We start from the raw sequence: 22,212 nt of genomic DNA on the forward strand, positions 1-22,212 counted from the left end.
ACCCCAGGTGACGGGACCCGCGTAGCCGGCGTTCGGGGTGATGCCGTGCTTGGTCTGGAAGGCCTGGATGGCCTTGCAGTCGGTGGTGGACTGCCGGCCGTCGACGGGACGGCCGAGGAACTTCTCCACCTGCTTCTGATACGGCCCGGCCTGTGTCGTGCAGCTCGGCGCCGCCTGTGCCGGACTGGCGGCGAGCGTGAGCGTGAGCGGTGCGACCAGTCCGCCGGTGATGCCGAGTGCGACGGCGCGCCGTCTGCGTATGTCCCCCATGTCGGCTGCTTGCCTTTCATGCGTCGTGTCGTGCGTCGTGGAATCTCGACGACCTAGACCGGTGCCCGGCCGAATGGGTTGTGGGCCGCCGTACGCTGAGACGAAACGGTTACGAAGACTGCCCCGGTTCGGCGACCGGATGGTCGTAGGCCGTGTTCACCGAGGTGCCCTGACGCCAGGACAAGGACAGAGCGCGGTTCAGGACGTGTTCGGTCTCGGGGCGGTCCGGCAGGGGCAGGTGCAGGGCCCTGAGCATGTCGAAGCGGTGCAGGTCGAATGCGGTACGCACGCATTCGCCGTAGGCGAGCGCCGCCCGCACGGCTCCCACGTAGGCGAGCCGGGCCATCGCGAGCGGCACGAGGGCCAGGCAGGCCCACCACCCCCCGGACGGCAGCAGCAGGCCGGCGGCCGCGAGCGCGTGGCCGTCAGGGTCGCGGCCAGCCGTGCGGCCACGTCGAGTGTGTTGCGCCGGTCGTCGACGACGAGGCGTGTCGTCTCGCCCAGCACCGGATACAGCCGTGGCCAGGCGACCACGGCGTCCAACCCGTACGGTTCGCCGGCCTGCCACTCCATCGCGGCCAGGACGTTGCCGAGGGCCGTGGGCCGGACGAGACCCTCGGGAGGAAAGGAGCGGCGCAGGCGCGTTCCCGCGAGCCCGATCTCCTGGATCTCAGCGTCAGTGAGTTCCGTCCCGTCGTCCTCCGGCAGCTCGGCCCGAGCCGCGAGCCGGGACCGGCGGCGCAGTTGGGCGCCGCGTGTCCACCCGGCCAGGAGCGCCGCCCAGCGCGGCCAGCCGCCTTCGAGGAGCCGCACCATCGCCAGTTGCAGGGGATGGCCCAGGGTCGCCCCCAGGGTGATGCCGAGGGCCACCGCCAGGACCTCGCCTGTGCCCAGATCGGCGACGGTACGCCACGCGCGGCCGAAGTCCGGAGGGCGGCCGGGCGCTCCGGCCCAGATCAGCACGAGGAGGAAGAGCATGGCCGCGTACGTCGGGAGGTAGTCGACCAGGAAGAAACGGCCGCCTTCCAGGCTCGGCCTGGCCGCGGCGTCGAGCCTCACTGCTCGAGCTCCAGGCGGCCGTGGCCGTTGGGGCAGGACGGCAACGACCGCTCGTCGGTGTGGATCCTGCGCCGCGAGACACCACACGTGGAGCAGCGGTACCGCAGGATCTCGTACCGCAGGGACTCGCCCGGCAGCGTCGCACCATCTCCGTCTCCGACGGAACGCAGGACCGAGGTGCCGAGGCCGTTCAGATATGTGCGGGTGGTCACGCCGACGATCCGCCCGTCCACTTCGACGGCTACCTCGTGCAGCGCGCGGTCGGTGACGAAGACAGACTCCAGGGCGTCCGCGGCGTCGACTGCGTCCGAGCCCGGCGGCAGGTCCAGCACCGGTGTGCTGTCCGGAAGGGTGTCGGCCGCTGTCGACGCGTCGAGCAGAATGCCGAATGTGTCGTCGGTCATGACCCTTTGAGGTATCAAGCCACCACTGTCCGCGTCCAGACCTGTACATTGAGTGGGCTGCGTCGCGGGCGGGGGGATGCCTGTATGAACGAGGGGCTGGTCGCCCTGTTGGCACGGGCGATCGCGGCGTACGAAGAAGGCGACGGCGCCGCGCTCGGCTCCCCGGAAGCCGACTCGGCGGCCGTGGCGCTGTGGAATTCGCTCTCCGACGGCGCATCGATGGACCCCGGAGTACTCGGGGTACTGACGACGTTCCACTGGTACTACCACGTCGCCGAGAACCCCGAAGCACTCGCGGCCGCGGTACTGGCGGGCGATCTGCTGCGCGCGCAGGCCCCCGAGGCACTGCCGCCGGACCTCAGGGCCGCGCTCGAAGCCGTCGATCTCGCGGTCACCGAGGGCTCGGTGACCCTGGACATGGCCGAGGACGACGAGTGGCGCGACTGGTACGCGCGCCTCTTCTTCAACCTCGGCGCGGTCTGGAGCAACGAATTCAGAGAAGACGAGGCCGACTTGGGGCCCCTGGACCGGGCGGTGGCAGCCATGGACATCGCGCGAGGCCTGCTGCGCGCGGACGATCCGCTTCGCGTTCCTGCCACGGCTCTGCTCGGCCGGTCCCTGTCGATGAGGGGCTCCCGGACCGGGGACAAGGACGAACTGGAGGCAGCGTGCGCCCTCCTGCGGGAGGCGCTGGGGGCGACCGGGCCCGGCGACGAACTCCGGGCGAACATCCACGTCTTCCTGGTCGGCGCGCTCGTGTCCGTGCTGGAAGTCGAGGACACTCCCGTCACCGGGACCGCCTTCGCGGAGGCCGCCACGGCGTCCCTCGCCGAACTGGCCCCGGACGGCCCCGACTTCGCCGCCACCGCCGACCTCGCCATGGCCGTCGCGGGCGGCCGTCTGGGGCTGAACCCCGCCAAGGCCCGGGACTTGGACGAGCACATCGCCTATGCCCGGCTCAGCGTCGCCGCCCGCCCCGACGCCCATCCCGAGCGCTCCGGGGCGCTGTATCTGCTGGGCACGGCCCTGCACCGGCGGGCCGGCGCACGGCAGTCGCCGGCGGACAACACCGAGGCGATCGCGGCGTTGCGGGAGATGGCCGAACTGGAGGCGGACGCGTCCCCGCCCACCCGACGCGCCCTTCCCCACCTCCTGCTGAGCCAGTGTCTCGATCAACGGCTGATCCTCACCGGTGACCCCGCCGTGGCGACCGAGGCGGTCGCCGCGGCCCGGCACGGTCTTGAGCTGCTGCCGCCGGACGATCCCGACCGGGGCTCCTGGCTGACGTCACTGGGCACCGCCCTGTTCGCCAGGTACGAGGTGACGCAGGCCCGCCCCGACCTGGACGAGGCCGTCGAGGTGCTGTCACATGCCGCCGAGCGGCCCGCCGAGGGCGACGAGGCACGCACACTGTCCGTGCTCGGCGTCTGCCTTTATCTCCGTCATGACATGAGCGGCGACATCGCCGACCTGGAGGCGGCCGTCCGTCACACGCGGGCGGCACTCGCCGCGATGGCCCCGGACGACCCGGCCCGCTCGGACTGGCTGGGCAACCTCGCCACGGCGCTCTTGCTGTGGCACAAGCATTTCGACGCCCCCGAAGTGCTCGACGAGGCGGTGCACCTGATACGCCGTGCCGCCGAACTCACCCCTCCGGGACACGCCGACCGGGAACGGATGCAGGGAATCCTCAGCGACGCGCTGATGGAGCGCTACACGGCCAGGAGCGCGATCGACGACCTGCTGGAGGCCATGGCCGCGGCGCGCGAGTCGGTCGCCAGCTCCCTTCCCGGCACGTCCGGCAGGTTCAAGGCCGTGACCCTGTTGAGCAACGCCCTGCGGCTGCGCCACGAACTGAACGGGGACCCGGCGGACCTCGACGAGGCCGTTGAGCTGGCTGACCTGGCCGACCTGGCGGGCAGCTCCGTGCCGGTGACGGCCCGCGAGCTCAACAACCTCGGCGTCCTGCTGCTCGACCGCAGTGGCCTCACCGGCTCGGGAGCCGATCTGGACCGCTCGATCAGCACCTTCCACGAGGCACGTGGGATCGCGGCACCCGGCAGTTCCCACGCCGTGAACGCCTTGCTGAACCTGGGCAACGCCCTCGAACAGCGCTATCGATCGACCGGCTCCCTCACCGACCTGGAGGAGGCCGTCACCTTTCTGCGGGCCGCGCTGGCTGTCGGACCCGCCGCTCCCGCGCGCCGGATGGTGCTCATCAACCTCGCCAAGGCACTCGCGCTCCGCGCCGACGTCACCGGAGGTGCCGGCGACCTGGACGAGGCGGCCGAGGCCCTGCGCGCGGCCCTGATCACCCTGGCGCCGGGCCACACCCGCCGCCCCCGCTACCTCGGGGCGTACGGCACCGTGCTCCTGCGGCGGTGGGAGCACGCGCGCTCCAGGGCCGACCTCGACGAGGCGGTCGGCCTGCTGCGGGCCGCCGTCGAGGCGACCGCACCGTCGGATCCCCGGCGCGGTCCCCACTGCCTCAATCTGGGCCTTGCTCTCGAGGCCCGTTCCCGGCTCACCGGTTCCGACCGGGACCGCGCCGACGCGGACCGGGCATACCGCACCGCCGCCGACACCAGCGTGTCCGCCGCCGACGCCCGCATCCGGGCCGCGCATCGGGCGAGCTCACTCGCCTGGGAGCACGGCGACATCGACGGCGCGCTGTCGGCGGCACGGCAGGCGGTGGGCCTGCTGCCCCTGCTGGCCTGGCGCGGCATTCCCCGCGCCGACCAGGAGCGGCAGCTGTCCCTGCTGGCCGGACTTGCTTCGGAGGCGGCCGCACTGGCCGTCGCCGCCGGCCGGCCCACCCTGGCCGTGGAACTGCTGGAGCAGGGGCGGTCCGTGCTGTGGTCCCAGCTCCTCGACACCCGGGAGGACGTCACCGCGCTGAGCGCCGTCCGTCCGGATCTCGCCGAGCGCCTCACCGATGTCCGGGCCGCGCTCGACATCCAGCTCGACCACGACTTCGCCCGGCTCGAGCCTCCCCCTGTCACCGACCGCACGGTCCTGGCCCGTCGCTGGGACCAGTTGGTCGCCGAGGTGCGCGACCTGCCCGGGTTCCAGGGCTTCCTGCGGCCGCGCCCGTTCGAAGAGCTGGCGACCGCCGCAGCCGAAGGCCCGGTCGTCGTCCTCAACTTCAGTTCGGTGCGCTGCGATGCCTTGGTGGTACGGGACGGCGACGTACAAGTCGTCCCGCTGCCCGGCCTCGTCCCTGACCGGCTCATTGAACACCTCGAGGCCGTCTTCGACACCTTCGAAGAGCCCCCGTCGTCCCTGGCCGCCGTCGTGCGCGCCCATCTCACCGTGACCGGGCTGCTGGAATGGCTGTGGACCGCCGTGACCGGTCCGGTACTCGACGCCGTGGGCCAGGTGCGCCGGCTGTGGTGGTGTCCCACCGGGCTGCTGGCCTTCCTGCCGCTGCACGCCGCGCTCCGCCCGGGCACCGCCGAGTCCGCCCTGGACCATGTGGTCTCGTCCTACACCCCTACTCTTCGCGACCTGATCACGGCCCGTTCCCGCAGCGCGCCGCCCGACCCGCGGCTGCTCGTGGTGTCCATGCCCCACACACCGGACGCGCCGGACCTCGCGGTGGAACCCGAGACCGACACACTGCTGCGCCTCTTCGGCTCCCGCGCGACCTTGGTCTCCGGGCAGGAGGCCACCCGGCAGCGCGTCCTGGACGGGCTCGGCGCACACGCGTGGGTGCACTTCGCCTGCCACGGGAGGCAGGACCTAGGCCAGCCCTCCCGCAACGCGGTCCTGCTCCACGACCAGCCCCTCGAAGTCCTCGACGTGGTGCGGGTGCGGTCGGCCCAGGCCGAGCTGGCCTTCCTGTCCGCCTGCCGCACCGCGTCCGGCGGCACCGCGCTTCCCGATGAGGCGATCCACCTCGCCGCCTCCTTGCGCACGGCGGGTTTCCGTCATGTCATCGCCACGCTCTGGCCGATCTACGACGCGGTGGCCCCGCAGGTCAGCGAGGATGTCTACACGGCGCTCGCAGCCGACGGGCGAACCTCCGAGACAGCGGTACTGCTGCATGGCGCGGTCCAGCGTCTGCGAGAAGGCGCGGCCGGGCACTCACCCACCGTCTGGGCGCCGTACATCCACATCGGGCCCTGACCGCGCGGTGGCCAGGACATGAGGTCTGCTCGTGCCGTACGGACGCCTCAGGCACTGCCGTGTCGCCCTACCGCCGCCCGGAACCCGGTGTTGACCGCGGTCAGGCCGCCGTCGACGGTGAGGGTGGTGCCGGTGATCCATGCCGCGTCGCGGGATGCCAGAAAGATGACGGCGGCGGCGATGTCCTCGGGCTCGCCGACCCGGCCCAGGGGGTACAGCGGCCGAATCGCGTCGAGGTCCGCGTCCCGCCCCTCCCACGCCGAGGTGCGCACCGTGCCCGGCGCCACCATGTTGACGCGGACGCCCCGGGCGGCGGCGTGGCCGGCGAGGGTGCGGGTGAGGGAGCCGAGGCCGGCCTTGGCGGCACTGTAGGCGTGGTTGCCGAAGTCCTGGAGGCCGTTGACGGAGCCGATGTTGACGATGGCACCGCGGCCGGTCGCGGCCAGGTGCGGGAGGGCGGCGCGGCAGCAGTGGTAGGTGCCGGTCAGGGTGACGTCGAGATCGCGGGTCCACGCCTCGTCCGGGCCGTCCTCGAAGAGTTCGGTGTCGGGTGTGCAGGCGGCCGCGCTGTTGACCAGGACGTCGAGCGAGCCGAAGCTGTCGACGGCGTGGGCGACGGCCGCCTCGACGGACACCCGGTCGGCCACGTCGCACGCCAGCGCCCGCGCCGCGAGCCCTCGTCCCCGTAGCTCCGCCGCCGTCTCCTCGGCCTCGGGTCCGTCCCTGTCGGTCACCAGGACGCGCGCGCCCTCCTCGGCGAACCGGCGTGCGGTGGCGGCGCCGATACCGCGCGCCGCACCGGTGATCAGTACTCCGTGAGCCGCGAAGCGCCCTGTGTTCGTCATGCATCGAACCGTAGTGCCGGGACGATCATCCGGGCAGATAGCGTGCGTCCATGGCCGTGTTCATGCAGCAACTGCCCACGCTCATCGGCGTCGTGATCGGAGCGCTCGGTTCCTATGTGGTGGTTGTGCGGGGCGACCGGATGAGGTTTCCAGCGGGATCCCTCGGATCGGCAGCGCGCCGGACGTGAGGGCTACTACGCGGCAGTGCGGGAGGACCTCGGTCTGCCGCCGGGCCACTCCGCTCGCCGGCCGATCCGCACCGCCGCCCCGGCGCCGCCTCAGCGGTAGCCCGTCGTGTCCGCCGGCTTCCCCGCGTCCTGCACCTCGACGATGTACCGCCAGGCGTCCGGGCGGCTGCCGTCGAGGTCGGAGAAGCCGTAGACCCGCGCGAGCTGACCGCTGGAGAGGGACTCGCCGTTCCAGCGGGCCACGTCGGGGTCGGCGGCGAGTGCTGCGACGGCGCGTCCGACATAGCGCGGTGTCTCGGAGATGGCGAAGTGCGGGACGCGGGCGAGAGCGTCGCGCCAGTTGTCCTCACGCACCTCGAAACCCTCCAGCATCATCTCGGAGCGTAGCCATCCCGGGGTCAGTGCCACGGCGGTGGCGCCGCGCGGTCGGAGTTCGCGGCCGAGGGCGAAGGCCATCCGCAGGACGGATGACTTGGCGAGGTCGTAGAAGAAGGAGACCCGGTAGTTGTCACGGTTGTAGTCCGCCGTGCCGTCGGTCATCTCGACGACCAGTCCGCCCGGCTGGCGCAGGAGCAGGGGCAGGGCGTGGTGGTTGGTGATCGCGTGCGTCTCGACCGCGAGCCGCAGCAGCCGCAGGCCCTTGTCGAGGTCGTGCTCCCAGACCGGGCTGTCCCAGGCGAAGAGTTTCTCGCCGCCCCAGATGTCGTTGACGAGGATGTCGAGGCGCCCCTGTTCATCCGCGATGCGGTCGACGAGGGTGCGGACCTGCGCCGGGTCGAGATGGTCGGTGGGTACGGCGATGCCGTGGCCGCCCGCCTCGGTGACCAGGTCGGCGGTGTCCTCGATGGTCTCGGGGCGGTCGTACTCCGAGCGCCGGGCGCGTGTGCTGCGTCCCGTGACGTAGACGGTGGCGCCGGCCGCTCCGAGTTCCACGGCGATGCCGCGTCCGGCGCCTCGTGTCGCCCCGGCGACCAGTGCGACCTTGTCCTTCAGCGGCTGTGACATGTCCGGCCTCCCGTGCCCTGATGTGCGGTGTCGCTATCGAGGGTGCCGGGTAAGCCGGACATCTTCTGTCGTCTATTTCAGGTCTTGTCGAGGGGTCACTCGGCCGGGCGCAACCTCGCGTCCAGGTCGTCATCGTTCGCCAGGAACCAGATGTGGCCGCCGTTGTTGGTCTCGTACACGAAGTCGCGCAGGGCGGTGCTCTCGGCGACGTGGTGGGAGACATCGCCGACCACGACGAGACGCAGCCGGTAGTTCACGAACTTCTGCATGACCGCGCCCGCGACACCCGACCCCAGCCGGAAGAACTCGTCCTCGACGCGCTCCACGGGCACCGCGACCAGTTCGGCATCGTGCCCCATCGCGTCGCCGATCAGATCGAGTGCCGCGCTCTCGCCGTCCAGGGTCGGGCCGTCGGGGGCGCAGCGCAGGACGCGTACGTCATGCAGGGTCACGAGCGTGTTGGCGGTCATGGGGAGTGATCGTACGGTTGCGTCACCCCCCTCACCACGGGTTTTTCGGTCTCAGTGGCCTCGGTCGATCCACTCCTTCAGGTGCGGGGCCTCCGCGCCGATGGTGGTCGGGTCACCGTGGCCGGTGAGGACCTTGGTCTCGGGCGGCAGGCTGAGCAGCCGGTCACGGATCGAGTCGATGATCGTCGGGAAGTGGGAGTAGGAGCGGCCGGTGGCGCCGGGGCCGCCCTGGAAGAGGGTGTCGCCGGTGAAGACGACGCCGAGGCCGGGGTCGTGCAGGCACACCGCGCCGGGCGCGTGCCCCGGGGTGTGCAGGACCGTCAGGTCGGCGCCCGCTGCCTCGATGACCTGGCCGTCCAGGAGGTGGGCGTCCGGGTCGCGGTCCGGGTGGGTCAGCTTCCACAGCGGCATGTCGTCGGGGTGCAGCCAGATCACGGCACCGGTGCGGTCGGCGAGGGCGGGTGCGGCGTCGATGTGGTCGTTGTGGGCGTGGGTGCACACGATCGCCTTCAGGCGCCGGTCTCCGACGGCCTCGACGATGGCGTCGGCGTCGTGGGCGGCGTCGATGACGACGACCTCGTGGTCGTCGCCGACCAGCCACACGTTGTTGTCGACGTCCCAGGTACCGCCGTCGAGGCTGAACTGCCCCGAAGTGACGAGGCGTTCGATGCGGACGGCCATCAGAGCATCACCACCGAGCGCAGGACGTCGCCCTGGTGCATCCGCTCGAAGGCCTTCTCCACGTCGGTGAGTTCGATGGTCTCGGTGACGAAGGCGTCCAGGTCCAGGCGGCCTTGTAGATGGAGGTCGATCAGCATCGGGAAGTCCCTGCTCGGCAGGCAGTCGCCGTACCAGGAGGACTTCAGCGCCCCGCCGCGGCCGAAGACGTCCAGGAGCGGCAGTTCGAGCTTCATCTCCGGGGTCGGCACGCCGACCAGCACGACCGTGCCGGCCAGGTCGCGGGCGTAGAAGGCCTGCTTGTACGTCTCGGGGCGGCCGACCGCCTCGATGACGACGTCGGCGCCGAAGCCGCCGGTCAGCTCGCGGATCGCCTCGACCGGATCGGTCTCGCGGGAGTTGACCGTGTGGGTGGCGCCCATCGAGCGGGCCTTCTCCAGCTTGCGGTCGTCGATGTCCACCGCGATGATCTTCGCGGCGCCGGCGAGGTTCGACCCGGCGATGGCCGCGTCGCCGACCCCGCCGCAGCCGATCACGGCGACCGTGTCGCCGCGTCCCACGTTCCCGGTGTTGATGGCCGCGCCGATGCCGGCCATCACCCCGCAGCCAAGCAGCCCCGCCACCGCCGGGGACACCGAGGGGTCGACCTTGGTGCACTGTCCCGCCGCGACCAGCGTCTTCTCGGCGAAGGCGCCGATGCCGAGGGCCGGGGAGAGCTCCTGGCCGGTGGCGGCGAGGGTCATCTTCTGCTGGGCGTTGTGCGTGTCGAAGCAGTACCAGGGCCGTCCGCGCAGACAGGCCCGGCACTGCCCGCACACCGCACGCCAGTTGAGGATGACGAAGTCACCGGGGGCGACATCGGTGACACCCTCCCCCACCGACTCCACCACGCCCGCCGCCTCATGGCCGAGCAGGAAGGGGAACTCGTCGTTGATGCCGCCCTGCTTGTAGTGCAGGTCGGTGTGGCAGACCCCGCAGGCCTGGACCTGTACGACGGCTTCTCCCGGCCCCGGATCCGGCACGACGATCGTCTCCACGCGCACGGCCTCGTCCTTGCCCGGTGCGATCACGCCCCGTACTTCCTGCGCCATGGTGCCCAGCCCTTTCCTCGGCGGCTCTCCGTCCGCTTCCGACCCTAGACGTGACTGATCGGTAGAGGCACGGAGTGGGGGGCCTTCACATCTCCTTCCAGCCACTACGAAAATACCCCCGGGGGTACCCTGCTACTGTGGTCATATACCCCCGGGGGTAATTTTCGAACCTCCCCCGGGCGCCGGGGAGAGGCACGGGCCGGGCCACCGCACGAATCGGGCTCGGCCAGGACAGGGACTCGGCCAGGACGACAGAGAGGAGTGCTGCTGTGTACTTCGTCGACACCATCGACGTACCGGGACTGGGCAACCGCGGCTATCTGGCGGGCGGTGCGCACAGAGCCGTGGTGGTCGATCCGCCGCGGGACATCGACCGGATGATCACGGCCGCCGCGCGGCGGGGTGTGCGCATCACACATGTGGTGGAGACACATGTGCACAACGACTATGTGACCGGCGGACCGGAGCTGGCCCGGATCACCGGTGCCGCCTATCTCGTCCCGGCCGCGGCGCGGGTCGCGTACGAACGGGTGCCGGTCGCCGACGGGGACCGTACGCCGGTCGAGGACGACCTGGTGCTGCGCGCCGTCGCCACTCCCGGGCACACCCCGCACCACACGTCGTACGTACTGGAGGACTCAGGACACGCCGTGGCCGCCTTCACGGGCGGCTCGCTGCTGATCGGCACGGTGGGGCGGCCCGACCTGGTCGAGCCGGGGCTCACCGGGCGGCTGGCGCGGGCGCAGTACGACTCCGCGCACCGACTGGCGGCCGAGCTGCCGGACGAGACGGCGGTGCTGCCCACGCACGGCTTCGGCAGCTTCTGTTCGGCCACCCGGGCGGCCGGAGGCGGCGCTACGACGATCGGGCACGAGCGGCAGGTCAACGACGCCCTCGTCAAGGACGTCGACACCTTCGTCGCCGATCTGCTGGCCGGTCTCGACGACGTACCGGCGTACTACACCCACATGGGTCCCACAAACACTCAGGGCCCGGCACCGGTGGACCTCACGCCGCCCCGCCCGAGCGACGCCGAGGAGATCGCGGCGCGGCTGGCGGCCGGTGAGTGGGTGGTGGACCTGCGCCATCGGGTCGCGTTCGCCGAGGGTCATGTCGCCGGGTCGGTCAACTTCGAGGCCGAGGGGCAGCTGGCCACGTATCTGGCCTGGCTGCTGCCCTGGGGAAAGCCGGTGACGCTGCTCGCCGAGACACCCGCCCAACTCGCCGACGCCCAGCGCGAACTCGTCCGCGTCGGCATCGACAGGCCGGCCGCGGCAGCCACCGGCTTGCTGGAGGAGTGGATGCGACCGGGCGAGGGCCCGCGCTCCTTCCCCCGGGCGACCTTCGGCGACCTCGCCGCCCAGGACGGTGTGGTCACCCTGGACGTGCGCCGCGACTCCGAGCGTCACGCCGACCACATCAGGGGGTCCGTGCACATACCGCTGCACCAACTGCGCGGCCGGCTCTCCGAGATACCGGACGGCACCGTGTGGGTGCACTGCGCCGGCGGCATGCGGGCCGCGATCGCCGCCTCGCTGCTCGACGCGGCGGGACGCGATGTCGTGGCCGTCGACGACTCCTTCGACTCGGCCCGCGCGGCCGGGCTGCCCATGGCCCGCGTCACCCCGGCCGAGGCCCATGACCTGGCGGCCGTGGGCGCCGTCCTGGTGGACGTCCGTGAGGCGCGGGAATGGGCCGAGGGCCACGCCCCCGGCGCCGTGCTCGCGCCTCTGTCCGCCCTGGCCGCCGGTGCGCCACTGCCCGAGAACGCGCGGTCCCGCCCGGTCGTCGCCATCTGCCGCTCCGGCAAGCGCTCCCGCGAGGCCGCGGCACTGCTCTCGGCGCGCGGCGCCGAGGTCGTAGACGTGATCGGAGGGATGCGGGCCTGGACGGAGGCGGGGCTGCCTGTGGTGGCGGAGTCGGGGGCGACCGGTGAGGAGTGACGTTCCGGTCGGGGGCTTCCGCCACCGGGCTCGGGCCGGCCTCACGGGCCGCACCGGAGCCCTTTCGTGACCGCCCTGCTCCTCGGCCTCCTCGCCGGTGCCGTCACCGGGCTCTCGCTCGGGGCGCTGGGCGGGGGCGGCAGTGTGCTGGCGGTGCCTGCGCTGATCTATCTGCTCGGTTTCACGCCGGCCGCGGCGGCCACCGCGAGCCTGGTCGTCGTCAGTGTCACCTCCCTCACCGCGCTGGCCGCGCATGCCCGGGCGGGCACGGTGCGCTGGCGGGGCGGGGCGTTGTTCGCGGCGGCGGGGACGATCCCGGCGGCGGTCGGCGGGGCGGTGTCCGGGTGGCTGTCGCCCGCTCTGCTCACGGGGGCGTTCGCGGTGATCGCCGCCGGCGCCGCGCTGCGGATGCTGCGGCCGTCGGCTTCCGTACGGCACGAGGACGTGCCGGTGCGGTCCTGGCAGGTGGTCCGGGCCGGGGCGGGGCTGGGCGCGATGACCGGGGTGCTGGGGGTGGGCGGTGGCTTTCTCGCCGTACCGGCGCTGGTGAACGTGGTGGGACTGCGGATGCGGGCCGCCGTGGGGACCAGCCTGCTGGTCATCACCGTCAACTCGCTGGTCGCGCTGGCGGCCAGGGCCGGTACGCAGACGCGCGTCGACTGGGCGGCCGTGGCCCCCTTCGCGGCGGCGGCCGTACTCGGCGCCTGGGACGGCAAGCGCCTCGCCGGGAAGGTCTCCGGCGACAGGCTGCGGCAGATCTTCGCCTACGCCCTGCTGGCGGTGGCCGTGCTCATGCTGGCGGATGCCGTCGTATGACCCCGGCAGGGGCACAGGACCCGCCCATCCTCAACGCGCCTACGCCAGCGACAGGAAGAGCTTCTCCAGCCGCGCCTTCATCTGCTCCGTCGTCTCGCCGTTGTTCCGCCCCTTCTCGGGGTCGGTGAGGCACTGCTGCAACCCGGTCGCGATGATCGCGAAGCCGGCCCGGTCCAAGGCGCGCGAAGCGGCGGCGAGCTGGGTGACCACGTCCTCGCAGTCGCGGCCCTCCTCGATCATCTTGATCACCCCGGAGATCTGCCCCTGCGCCCGGCGCAGCCGGTTGAGCACCGACTTGAGGTCGTCGCCCTCGAACTGAAGCTCCACGATCACTCCTCTACATACCCTTGGGGGTATTTTACCCCCTCCCCGCGAAAGGATCTCATTCCGCATGACCTCGCCCCTCGACCCGCGCACCCTCGACATCGACGAGGCCCGCACCCGACTGCCCGGTCTGACCGTCATCGATGTCCGCACACCCGGCGAGTACGCCGTGGGACATCTGCCCGGCGCCCTCAACATCCCCCTGGACCAGCTCGACCGAGCCCTGCCCACGCTCGGTCGGCGCACGGGTGAGGTGCTGGTGGTCTGCGCCTCCGGGGCCCGCTCCGAAAACGCCTGCCGGATCCTCGGCGAGCACGGCGTTCCCGCTCTGACTCTGGTCGGCGGCACCCAGGGCTGGGCGGCGCGCGGGCACGAGCTGCACCGTCCGGCACCCGCCGCACGTGGGGCATGGAGCGGCAGGTGCGGTTCACCGCGGGCGCGCTCGTCCTGGTCGGCCTCGGACTCGGACTGCTGCATCCGGCCTGGCAGTTGCTCTCCGCGGGCATCGCGGGCGGTCTCGTCCTCTCGGCTCTCACCAACACCTGCGGAATGGCCGCGGTGCTGTCGAAGCTGCCGCACAACCGCTCGCGTCCTGCCGACCTCGACGCGACACTGGCTGCCCTGGCTCAGCAGGAGTAGGCGCCCGTCACACGCCCGGCCGATCGCGCTCTCCCCGGCGCGGAAACCGGCAGGCCTCGCGGGCGGAAGCCGACGTAGCCTGAGGGCTCCGTACGACTCCGGAGGAGCCCCGTGAGCATCGCAGAGACCCAAGCCGCCCCGGCCACCTGGCGGCTCCTGCTGGGCTATGTACGCCCGCACCGCTGGGCCCTGCTGACGGGCGCCGTGCTCTCGCTCGTCACGGGCGCCACCGGGCTGCTTCTGCCCCTGGTGGCACGGGAGTTGATCGACGACCTCTCCCACGACCGGGCCATCACCGGCGCGCTGCTGGTCATGTCGGCGCTGGTGGTGGCCAACGCGGCGCTGGGCGGGCTGGGTTCGTACGTCCTGCGGCGCACCGCCGAGTCGGTGGTGCTCGGCGCGCGGCGCGCCCTGTCCTCGTATCTTCTGCGGCTGCGCGTCGCCGCCGTGGACCGCAGTGAGCCGGGCGATCTGATGGCCCGCATCACCTCGGACACGACGCTGCTGCGCGAGGTCACCACCGACTCGCTGGTGGGCCTCGGCACCGGCGGGCTCACGCTGGTGGCGACGGTGGTGATGATGGGCCTGGTCGACCCGGTGCTGCTCGCGGTCACGCTCGGCGTGATCCTGTGCGCAGGCACGATCCTCGGCGTGATCGTGCCGCGCATCAACCGGGCAAGCCGGCAGGCGCAGGACGCGGTCGGTGTGATGGGGGCCTCGCTGGAGCGGATCCTCGGCGCGCTGCGCACGGTGAAGGCGTCCGGCGCCGAGCACCGGGAGGAACGTACGCTGCACGAGGCCGCCGAGGAGTCGTGGCGGCAGAGCGTACGGGCCGCCAAATGGGCGGCCGCCGCGGGCAATACGGCCGGACTGGCCATGCAGATCGCCTTCATCACGGTGCTCGCGGTGGGCGGGGCACGGGTGGCGACCGGGGCGATCGACATCGGCACGCTGGTCGCGTTCCTGCTGTACGTCTTCTATCTGATGTCGCCGATCCAGGAGGTCGTCGGCGCGATCACGCAGTACCAGACGGGGTCCGCGGCGCTCGCGCGGATCCAGGAGGCGCTGCGGCTGCCCGCCGAACCGGTCGCCGCGCCAGCGCCGTTGCCGTCCGCCGGGGCGGAGCCCGCCGCGCTGGCCTTCGATGACGTGCGCTTCCGGTACGCCGAGGATCTGCCCTACGTCCATCACGGCGTGACGTTCGCCGTGCCCGCGCAGGGCATGACGGCGTTCGTGGGCCCGTCGGGCGCGGGCAAGACCACGGTCTTCTCGCTGATCGAGCGGTTCTACGACCCCGAGGACGGGACCATCTCGCTCGACGGACGGGACCTGGCGGACTGGGAGTTGCCCCAACTGCGGTCCGCGATCGGCTATGTCGAGCAGGACGCCCCGGTGCTGTCGGGTTCGCTGCGGGCCAATCTGCTGCTCGGCAATCCGGAGGCGGACGAGGACTCACTCACGCGCGTGCTGAAGACGACCCGTCTGGACGGGCTGATCGCGAAACTGCCCGACGGTCTGGAGACGCTCGTCGGGCACCGCGGCACCAAGCTGTCCGGCGGTGAGCGTCAGCGCGTCGCCATCGCCCGTGCCCTGCTGCGCCGCCCCCGGCTGCTGCTGCTCGACGAGGCCACCTCGCAACTGGACGCGGTGAACGAGGCGGCGCTGCGCGACACCGTCGCCGACGTCGCCCGCACGACCACGGTCCTGGTCGTCGCCCATCGCCTGTCGACGGTGACGATGGCCGACCGGATCGTGGTGATGGACGCGGGCCGGGTGCGCGCGGTGGGCACACATCGCGAACTCGTGGCGGCCGACCCGCTGTACGCGGAACTGGCGGCGACGCAGTTCCTGGCGACGGCCGACTGAGCGCTCCGCTGGCGCCACGCGGCGGAGCCGCATATCGGGGCGGCACGCACCATCTGCGGGCCCCGGCGACCAAGGGCACTACCAGCCGCGTTCCGCTGGGTAGCCGGCACGTCACTCTCGGCGCATACGAAAAGGGCCGCCCACAAGCGGGCGGCCCTTGGGGGGTGCGGGCGGGCGACGGCTCACACCTTGAGGGCGCCGGGCAGCATCCTGGTGACCGGGGTGTCGAGGGCCTTGACCTGCTGCGGCCGCTGCGCCCGGCTCAGTTCCTTGAGCTGCTCGAGCCGGGCCAGCTGGTCGGAGGGGCGCGGCATCTTGGCCCTGCGGTCCGCGGGCACACCCGTCGTCGCGAGCGAGTCGAGCGTGGTGACGGGGTTGAGCATGCCGGCGTTCGGGGCGTCCGCCGGGGCCGCGTTCGCCAGCGGAGCGGCGAGGCCGGTGACACCGGCCGCGAGACCAACGGCGGCGACGATACGTCGTGTTGAGATCATGCTTTCCGCAACGCGGGCGGCCCGCCGCGGGACACGGCCGGCCGGCGCCCCTCACCCGTCAGGCCCAGCGCACCGGCAGCGCTTGCCGAGCCCGGCGGTGCGGAGGACGCTCGGAGGTGAGGCCCTCGCGGCCGCCCTTCGTCCTGCCGCGGGCCTCGGAGGAGGTCACCATGGGCACTGCCGCAACCCCGGCGTTCGACACCGAAACCCTGCGCCGGGCCGTCGAAGGACAGAACCCGGACACGCTTCTGTCGCTCTACACGGACGACGCGGAGATCCGCGTCGTGAACCGCAACGCGCAGCCGAGCCACCCGCAGGTGATGACCGGCCGCAACCAGATCGCCGACATGCTCACCGATGTGTACAGCCGCGACATGACACACAAGCTGGAGGGATGCGTGATTCAGGGCAACCGCGCGGCCTACAGCGAGTCCTGTGAGTACGCGGACGGCGTGCGCGTCCTGTCCGAGTCGATGATCACGCTGCGCGACGGCAAGATTTCCCAGCAGATCATCATCGAGGCATGGGACGAGTAGGAAGCGAGCGGGGAAGGCCCAGGTCGGCTCGGAGCCGACCTGGACCTTCTCGTCCGTCATTCCTTCTCATCCGTCATGGTGTGCGGAGCGTCGTGACCAGATCGCTGGGCAGGCCGTGTGTGTCGTGCAGGTAGCGGTAGTCGGCTTCGCTCAGCGGGCCCTCGAACTCCGGCCTGCCCAGCACATGGCGCCCACGCTCCAGGAGCCTGCCGAACCTCCGTTCCTCCCCCTCCAGCACCTCGCGCACCGGGCCGGTGCCACAGGTCGGACGGAAGTGGTCCAGCGTGTGGCGGAGGATCTCCCCCGGCAGGTCGGACAGAGTGCGCGAGGGGTCGTCGCGCCACAGTGTGGTGAGGACACGGCGGATCAGCCGGCGCAGGACGTAGCCGCGTCCCGTGTTTGAAGGCCGTACGCCGTCGCCGATGACGACGACGCCCGAGCGCAGGTGGTCGCAGACCAGGCGGGTCGAGGATTCGTCCAGGGGCCAGGGAGGCGGCAGGAGCCGCATCCAGGGTTCGAACAGGTCGGTGTCGTAGACCGAGCTGTGGCTCACGTGGTTCCAGACCTCCACCCACCGTGGGTCGGTGGTGGGGCTGCCCTGTGGTGGCCTGCTCGGGTCGCCGGTCCAGACGAAGATCTCAGAGTCGGGGCCGCACAGACCGACGGGGTCGTGGGACCACCAGTTCTCGTGGTGGGTCAGCTCCACGGGCAGGCCCAACTCCCGCCAGGTGTCCAGCAATTCGCGGTCGGGGCCGACCTCGTCGTTTCCACCGAAGACGGTGACGTACATCCGCTCCGGCGGGATCCCGAACCCGTCGCGCAACAGCTCGTATCCCCAACGCAGGCTCTGGGAAAGGCCGTAGTCGCCCAGCGACCACGAGCCGAGCATCTCGAACACGGTGAGATGCGTGCGGTCGCCGACCTCGTCGAGGTCGGTGGTGCGCAGACAACGCTGGAGGCCGACCAGGCGTCGGCCCTGTGGATGCCGCCGACCCTTCCAGATAAGGAGGGTGCCGCCGGTGATGTGCCCGTGTCCGCGTTCGCGGTAGAAGTCGTTGAACGTACGAACGATCTGGTCGGTGTTCATCATGGCGTTCCTTCGGGTCAGGGGACCTGAAAGAGCCGCGGCACAGGTGCGACCAGGAAGGAGAAGGCACACATCGGCGGTCCGTTTCCGGCCGCTGGGCGGTGCACCGGCGGCGGAACGGGGCGGCCACGGCCCGGTGGCCCGCATCGTACAACCGCGCGTGAGCTGCGAAGGACCGGATACCCGGGGGGCATGAACCGACTTCTCAAATCCAGGCAGAAGCATCACCGGGACCGGCACAGTCCGCCCGAGCAGGAGGCCGCGGGCCCGGCAGCACGGGGAGCGAGCGGGGCGGAGACCTCGCGGGAGGAGTTCGGGCCGGATCCTCAGGTGGAGCGGAGAGCCCCTGACACGCCGACCGAGCTGCCGAAACAGTCGTGGCGGGCGGCGCTCAAGGGCACCCTGCGGGAGTTCAAGGACGATGAGCTCACCGATCGCGCGGCGGCCCTGACCTACTACAGCGTGCTCTCGCTCTTCCCGGCGCTGCTGGTGCTGGTGTCCCTGCTCGGCCTGGTCGGCAGATCCGCCACGGACAAGGTCCTGGACAACATCAACCAGCTCGCACCGGGCTCGGCCCGGGACATCCTCACGCGGGCGGTCGAGCAGTTGCAGGGCAACAGCGGTCTGGGCTCCGTCATGGCTGTCGTCGGCCTGGTCCTGGCCGTGTGGTCCGCCTCCGGCTATGTGGCGGCCTTCATCCGCACGGCCAACGCCGTCTACGACATGCCGGAGGGACGCCCGGTCTACAAGATCCTCCCGGTCCGGCTCGGTGTGACCGTCGCTCTCATGGTCATGGCCGTGCTCAGCGCCCTGATCGTCGTCTTCACCGGCGCGCTGGCCCGCGAGGTCGGCTCCACACTGGGCATCGGCGACACGGCCCTGACGGTCTGGTCCATCGCGAAATGGCCCGTCCTGGCCGTCCTGGTGACCACCATGATCGCGATCCTGTACTGGGCGACCCCGAACGCCAAGGTGCGCGGCTTCCGGTGGATCACCCCGGGCAGTTTGCTGGCCCTGGTCATCTGGCTGATCGCCTCCGCGGGCTTCGCGCTCTACGTGGCGAACTTCGCGTCGTACAACAAGACGTACGGCACCATGGCCGGCGTGATCGTCTTCCTGCTCTGGCTCTGGATCGGCAATCTGGCCATCCTGCTCGGCCTGGAGTTCGACGCGGAGGCCGTACGGCAGCGAGCGATCGCCGGCGGGCACCCGCCCGACGAGGAGCCGTACACGTCACCACGCGACACCCGTAAATGGGATGAGCAGGACCGGCGACGCCTGCGCGGTCCCTGACGGGGTCTCCCGGTACGGCTGGCCCGTGCCCGGGTACCCGGCGCCACGACCTCATCCACGTATCACGACGCAGGAGAGAAGGTGACCCGCATGACCACCGCGCATCCCCGGTACCGCTCCCGTTCCGACGCCTCGGTCGGTGAGCTGGTCCAGGAGGCCTCCCAGGAGCTGACCGAACTGGTACGGGCCGAGATGAGGCTGGCGCAGACGGAGATGACGCAGAAGGGCAAGCGCCTGGGCATGGGTGGCGGCATGTTCGGCGGCGCCGGACTGGTCGGCTTCCTCGCCCTGCAGGCGATGATCGCCACCGCGATCGCGGCCCTGGCCGTGCCCCTGCCGGTGTGGGCCGCCGGACTGATCGTCACCGGGGCCCTGCTCGTCGTCGCCGCGCTGATGGCTGCCGTCGGCAGGGCGAAGGTCCGCAGGGCCACCCCGCCGGCCCCCGAGCAGACGATCGACAGTGTCAGAACCGACGTGGCCGAGATCAAGGAAAGGGCACAGCGATGACCGGTGAAGCGAGGTCGGGCAAGGGCCCTGACGAACTGCGCGAGCAGATCGAGCAGACTCGCGGCGAATTGGGCAAGACCGTGGAGGAGCTCGCCGCCCGGGCCGATGTCAGGACCCGGGCCCAGGACAAGGCCCAGGAGACCAGGGAGCAGGTCGGCCGTACTACCGCCCAGGTCACCCGGCGCGCATGGGAGAAGGTGCCCCCTTCGGTGCAGGACACGGCCGACCGGGCCGCCCTGCGGGTCCGCGACACCGCGGCCCGGGCCGGCCACGCGGTGCAGGACAGGACGCCCGAGCCGATAAGGGCCAGGACCGACCAGGGCCTGCGGATGGCACAGCAGCATCGCGGCGCCCTGCTGGCCGGGACGGCCGCTCTGGGCGGCGCCCTGCTGCTGGCGCGCCGCCATCGCACGGGAGCGCACCGATGAAGACCGCCGAGATCGCCTACCGGCCCGTGGGTCTCGGCCTCGGCGCCGTCAGCGGCATGCTGGCCGGCGCGGCCTTCAAGCAGACCTGGAAGATGCTGGGCCACGACAAGGACGCCCCGGACGCCACCGATGAGGACCGCACCTGGCGGGAGGTCCTCATGGCCGCGACCCTCCAGGGCGCCATCTTCGCCGCCGTCAAGGCAACGGTCGACCGGGCCGGTGCCACCGCCACCCGTCGCCTCACGGGCACCTGGCCCGGCTGAGGGACGCGTCGGCGGGTGCGGTGCCGTGCGGCGTCAACGCATCCAGGCGCTGTACGTCATCACGTCACCGGCCTTCACACCGAACCGGGGGTCGTCCCGGGTGAAGGTCACCTCCAGCCCCAGGACGGCACCGTTGGCGGGGTCCATGATCAGCATCCGACGGCTGTCCTCACCGCCGTACACGTACGCCTGCCCGCGCCGGCCCAGCCGGTCCGTCACCTGACCGGCGGGCCGTAGTCCCTCGGCGTCCGCCAGCAGGCGGGCCAGCGCGGCCGATTCGCGGGTGCCGAGGGTCCAGTGGTCGAGCAGGGTCTTGGTCGCGTCGAGGAGCTCGGCGGTGGACAGCGGCTGCGAGTGGTCGGACAGGAAGGCCCGCTCGGCTTCCTCCAGGTAGTCGTGCAGGGCGGCGGCGTCGTGCGGCGGCGGGGACTCGGGCGGGGCGTCGCTCCAACTCGGGGGGTATGTCCGCCTGCTGAGGACGTGGCCGTCGTCGACCAGGCGCGGATCGCCCTCCGCGTCGGTGAGGACGGGCCGGCCGGGGTGACGCGGGTCGGTCGCCACGACGATCTCCGTGTGGCTGTCGTCGTCGTGCCAGCGCACGATCGTCTCCTGCGGGAGGGTGATCGGCGGGTCCTGGTCGCTCATGGCCAGGCTCCATGACTGCGCGTGCGTGCCCTTGCGCAGGGCGGGCGAGCCCGCCGACGCCGTCTGCTCGGCACGCTCGGCCAGCCGCTCCAGGGGTACGGGCCTGGAGTCGGCCTGCACGACCAGCGGGCGCGGCGCGGCGACCGCGGGGGCGGTGGTCTGACCGGTGAACAGCAGTGCCGACACCAGCGCGGCGACCACGGCCGTGGCCGCGAGGCCCCACGCCAGCCGGGCGCGTCGGCGGGGAGCGGGCGGGCGCTCGCGCAGCAGCCGGTCGAGATGCCGTTCGGCGTTGTGGTCCAGCGGGCCGTCGCCGTAGTGCGGGCCGTCGACCGGAACCGGGTTGGCTCGGCGCAGCAGTTCGAGTTCGTCAGCCATGGCTTCGTTCCTTGGGCGCGGTCGCTGGGCTCGTCCGGTCGATCTCGGCTCTCAGTCGGCGCCGGGCCCGGTGCAGCCGCATCGACGCGGCCCGGTTGCCGCAGCCGAGAGCGACGGCGAGTTCCTCGACGCCGAGTTCCTCCCAGGCCGTGAGCCGCAGCACCTCCTGGTCGGCCGGGGACAGCCGGGCCAGCGCCTCGTGCACCCAGGCGCCGGGCGCCTCGGTGTCGGGGCTGGCCACGATGTGCCGGCCGTGCGCGGCGTCGTCGTTGCCCATCCGGTCGACCAGCCGTCGGCGGCGCCCGTAGCCGCGTACCGCGTTCGCCAGGCAGTTGCGTGCCACGCCGTATAGCCAGGGCAGCGGTGTCGCCGGGAGGTCGGCCCGGCGGCGCCACGCCACGGTGAACACCTCCGCCACCACTTCCTCGACCTCACTCGTACGCCCGTCCAGTCGCCGCGCGACATAGCGGCTGACCGCCCAGTAGTGCTCGCGATAGGCAGCGGCGAAGGTCTCGTCGTTGCTCATGTTCCGTTCGTGTCCGGCACCAGCCGGATCGTCACACCCGTTTCCGTGATTCTCGTCGCGTCCGTCGAGTGTGACGTGCGGCCCGGCCGCGGACACAGGCGGGGCGTGAAGAGGATCAAAGATTTCAAGGCGGTCCAGTGGCTGACCACCACGGACCACAAGACGATCGGCACGCTCTATCTGGTCACCTCGTTCGCCTTCTTCTGCGTGGGTGGCGTGATGGCGTTGTTCATGCGTGCCGAGCTCGCCCGGCCCGGTCTGCAGCTCATGTCGAACGAGCAGTTCAACCAGGCGTTCACGATGCACGGCACGATCATGCTGCTGATGTTCGC

Annotated in this window: 23 protein-coding genes and 2 pseudogenes; 12 read left to right on the top strand and 13 right to left on the bottom strand. The window is 71.6% G+C overall.

Annotated features, from left to right (window positions below; all coding sequences use genetic code 11):
- The 3 genes and pseudogenes from ACZ7NC_RS41275 to ACZ7NC_RS41285 all read right to left on the bottom strand — a co-directional run.
- Nucleotides 1-270: pseudogene (locus ACZ7NC_RS41275) on the bottom strand (murein L,D-transpeptidase); the annotation flags it as partial.
- A 198-nt stretch (nucleotides 271-468) separates the two neighbouring features.
- Nucleotides 469-1,329, bottom strand: a complete 861-nt coding sequence (locus tag ACZ7NC_RS41280; protein ID WP_471496750.1) for a hypothetical protein — start codon at nucleotides 1,327-1,329, stop codon at nucleotides 469-471.
- A complete protein-coding gene (locus ACZ7NC_RS41285) occupies nucleotides 1,326-1,733 on the bottom strand; it encodes a hypothetical protein (protein WP_471496753.1) in 408 nt (135 codons plus the stop codon). The genes ACZ7NC_RS41280 and ACZ7NC_RS41285 overlap by 4 nt, the downstream gene beginning before the upstream one ends.
- An 84-nt stretch (nucleotides 1,734-1,817) precedes the next feature.
- On the opposite strand from ACZ7NC_RS41285, the gene ACZ7NC_RS41290 reads away from it, so the two are divergent.
- On the top strand, nucleotides 1,818-5,861 hold the full coding sequence (locus ACZ7NC_RS41290) for a CHAT domain-containing protein (protein WP_471496756.1): 4,044 nt from the start codon (nucleotides 1,818-1,820) through the stop codon (nucleotides 5,859-5,861).
- A 47-nt stretch (nucleotides 5,862-5,908) separates the two neighbouring features.
- Here ACZ7NC_RS41290 and ACZ7NC_RS41295 read toward each other — a convergent pair whose 3' ends face one another.
- A complete protein-coding gene (locus ACZ7NC_RS41295; RefSeq protein WP_471496758.1) occupies nucleotides 5,909-6,706 on the bottom strand; it encodes an SDR family NAD(P)-dependent oxidoreductase in 798 nt (265 codons plus the stop codon).
- A 50-nt stretch (nucleotides 6,707-6,756) separates the two neighbouring features.
- Between ACZ7NC_RS41295 and ACZ7NC_RS41300 the strand changes: the two genes are divergently transcribed.
- On the top strand, nucleotides 6,757-6,894 hold the full coding sequence (locus ACZ7NC_RS41300; RefSeq protein WP_471496760.1) for a hypothetical protein: 138 nt from the start codon (nucleotides 6,757-6,759) through the stop codon (nucleotides 6,892-6,894).
- Nucleotides 6,895-6,984: 90 nt separating this feature from the next.
- On the opposite strand, the gene ACZ7NC_RS41305 is transcribed toward ACZ7NC_RS41300, so the two are convergent.
- From ACZ7NC_RS41305 to ACZ7NC_RS41320, 4 genes are all read right to left on the bottom strand, one after another.
- On the bottom strand, nucleotides 6,985-7,899 hold the full coding sequence (locus ACZ7NC_RS41305; RefSeq protein ID WP_471496762.1) for an SDR family oxidoreductase: 915 nt from the start codon (nucleotides 7,897-7,899) through the stop codon (nucleotides 6,985-6,987).
- 95 nt (nucleotides 7,900-7,994) lie between these two features.
- Nucleotides 7,995-8,369, bottom strand: a complete 375-nt coding sequence (locus ACZ7NC_RS41310) for a DUF4180 domain-containing protein (protein ID WP_471496764.1) — start codon at nucleotides 8,367-8,369, stop codon at nucleotides 7,995-7,997.
- 51 nt (nucleotides 8,370-8,420) lie between these two features.
- Nucleotides 8,421-9,050 carry an MBL fold metallo-hydrolase gene (locus ACZ7NC_RS41315; RefSeq protein ID WP_471496766.1) on the bottom strand — a complete coding sequence of 210 codons (630 nt, stop codon included), beginning with the start codon at nucleotides 9,048-9,050 and terminating at the stop codon, nucleotides 8,421-8,423.
- Complete coding sequence (locus ACZ7NC_RS41320; protein WP_471496770.1) at nucleotides 9,050-10,138, bottom strand: S-(hydroxymethyl)mycothiol dehydrogenase; 1,089 nt, start codon at nucleotides 10,136-10,138, stop codon at nucleotides 9,050-9,052. Before ACZ7NC_RS41320 ends, ACZ7NC_RS41315 begins: the two co-directional genes overlap by 1 nt.
- Before the next feature lie 269 nt (nucleotides 10,139-10,407).
- On the opposite strand from ACZ7NC_RS41320, the gene ACZ7NC_RS41325 reads away from it, so the two are divergent.
- Nucleotides 10,408-12,081, top strand: a complete 1,674-nt coding sequence (locus ACZ7NC_RS41325; RefSeq protein ID WP_471496773.1) for a rhodanese-like domain-containing protein — start codon at nucleotides 10,408-10,410, stop codon at nucleotides 12,079-12,081.
- Nucleotides 12,082-12,147: 66 nt separating this feature from the next.
- Nucleotides 12,148-12,897 carry a sulfite exporter TauE/SafE family protein gene (locus tag ACZ7NC_RS41330; protein WP_471496776.1) on the top strand — a complete coding sequence of 250 codons (750 nt, stop codon included), beginning with the start codon at nucleotides 12,148-12,150 and terminating at the stop codon, nucleotides 12,895-12,897.
- A gap of 39 nt (nucleotides 12,898-12,936) precedes the next feature.
- On the opposite strand, the gene ACZ7NC_RS41335 is transcribed toward ACZ7NC_RS41330, so the two are convergent.
- Entirely contained in the window at nucleotides 12,937-13,224 is a 288-nt protein-coding gene (locus ACZ7NC_RS41335) for a metal-sensitive transcriptional regulator (protein WP_471496778.1), read from the bottom strand.
- A 64-nt stretch (nucleotides 13,225-13,288) separates the two neighbouring features.
- Here ACZ7NC_RS41335 and ACZ7NC_RS41340 point away from each other — a divergent pair.
- Both ACZ7NC_RS41340 and ACZ7NC_RS41345 read left to right on the top strand, forming a co-directional pair.
- Nucleotides 13,289-13,860, top strand: a pseudogene (locus ACZ7NC_RS41340) (rhodanese-like domain-containing protein).
- A gap of 111 nt (nucleotides 13,861-13,971) precedes the next feature.
- Entirely contained in the window at nucleotides 13,972-15,726 is a 1,755-nt protein-coding gene (locus tag ACZ7NC_RS41345; protein ID WP_471496781.1) for an ABC transporter ATP-binding protein, read from the top strand.
- Nucleotides 15,727-15,908: 182 nt separating this feature from the next.
- On the opposite strand, the gene ACZ7NC_RS41350 is transcribed toward ACZ7NC_RS41345, so the two are convergent.
- Nucleotides 15,909-16,217, bottom strand: a complete 309-nt coding sequence (locus tag ACZ7NC_RS41350) for a hypothetical protein (RefSeq protein ID WP_471496784.1) — start codon at nucleotides 16,215-16,217, stop codon at nucleotides 15,909-15,911.
- A gap of 170 nt (nucleotides 16,218-16,387) precedes the next feature.
- Here ACZ7NC_RS41350 and ACZ7NC_RS41355 point away from each other — a divergent pair, with 170 nt between their 5' ends.
- The gene (locus tag ACZ7NC_RS41355; RefSeq protein ID WP_471496786.1) at nucleotides 16,388-16,753 is read left to right on the top strand and encodes a nuclear transport factor 2 family protein; all 366 of its coding nucleotides are present in this window, start codon (nucleotides 16,388-16,390) and stop codon (nucleotides 16,751-16,753) included.
- A gap of 73 nt (nucleotides 16,754-16,826) precedes the next feature.
- Here the strand turns inward: ACZ7NC_RS41355 and ACZ7NC_RS41360 are convergent, their stop codons facing one another.
- Nucleotides 16,827-17,840 carry an alanine--tRNA ligase-related protein gene (locus ACZ7NC_RS41360; RefSeq protein ID WP_471496801.1) on the bottom strand — a complete coding sequence of 338 codons (1,014 nt, stop codon included), beginning with the start codon at nucleotides 17,838-17,840 and terminating at the stop codon, nucleotides 16,827-16,829.
- A gap of 192 nt (nucleotides 17,841-18,032) precedes the next feature.
- On the opposite strand from ACZ7NC_RS41360, the gene ACZ7NC_RS41365 reads away from it, so the two are divergent.
- From ACZ7NC_RS41365 to ACZ7NC_RS41380, 4 genes are all read left to right on the top strand, one after another.
- On the top strand, nucleotides 18,033-19,133 hold the full coding sequence (locus ACZ7NC_RS41365) for a YihY/virulence factor BrkB family protein (protein WP_471496788.1): 1,101 nt from the start codon (nucleotides 18,033-18,035) through the stop codon (nucleotides 19,131-19,133).
- A gap of 90 nt (nucleotides 19,134-19,223) precedes the next feature.
- Nucleotides 19,224-19,640: a phage holin family protein gene (locus ACZ7NC_RS41370; RefSeq protein WP_471496790.1), complete on the top strand. Its 417-nt coding sequence runs from the start codon at nucleotides 19,224-19,226 to the stop codon at nucleotides 19,638-19,640.
- Nucleotides 19,637-20,068, top strand: a complete 432-nt coding sequence (locus ACZ7NC_RS41375) for a DUF3618 domain-containing protein (RefSeq protein ID WP_471496793.1) — start codon at nucleotides 19,637-19,639, stop codon at nucleotides 20,066-20,068. The genes ACZ7NC_RS41370 and ACZ7NC_RS41375 overlap by 4 nt, the downstream gene beginning before the upstream one ends.
- Nucleotides 20,065-20,331 carry a DUF4235 domain-containing protein gene (locus ACZ7NC_RS41380; protein ID WP_471496795.1) on the top strand — a complete coding sequence of 89 codons (267 nt, stop codon included), beginning with the start codon at nucleotides 20,065-20,067 and terminating at the stop codon, nucleotides 20,329-20,331. The genes ACZ7NC_RS41375 and ACZ7NC_RS41380 overlap by 4 nt, the downstream gene beginning before the upstream one ends.
- Before the next feature lie 33 nt (nucleotides 20,332-20,364).
- Here the strand turns inward: ACZ7NC_RS41380 and ACZ7NC_RS41385 are convergent, their stop codons facing one another.
- Nucleotides 20,365-21,354 carry a CU044_5270 family protein gene (locus ACZ7NC_RS41385; RefSeq protein ID WP_471496797.1) on the bottom strand — a complete coding sequence of 330 codons (990 nt, stop codon included), beginning with the start codon at nucleotides 21,352-21,354 and terminating at the stop codon, nucleotides 20,365-20,367.
- Complete coding sequence (locus ACZ7NC_RS41390) at nucleotides 21,347-21,880, bottom strand: RNA polymerase sigma factor (protein ID WP_471496799.1); 534 nt, start codon at nucleotides 21,878-21,880, stop codon at nucleotides 21,347-21,349. Before ACZ7NC_RS41390 ends, ACZ7NC_RS41385 begins: the two co-directional genes overlap by 8 nt.
- A gap of 75 nt (nucleotides 21,881-21,955) precedes the next feature.
- On the opposite strand from ACZ7NC_RS41390, the gene ACZ7NC_RS41395 reads away from it, so the two are divergent.
- Nucleotides 21,956-22,212: cbb3-type cytochrome c oxidase subunit I (locus ACZ7NC_RS41395; RefSeq protein ID WP_471496803.1), on the top strand; the 257-nt coding region annotated here is incomplete at its 3' end.

The sequence above is a fragment of the Streptomyces sp. NPDC111802 genome (assembly GCF_055634335.1).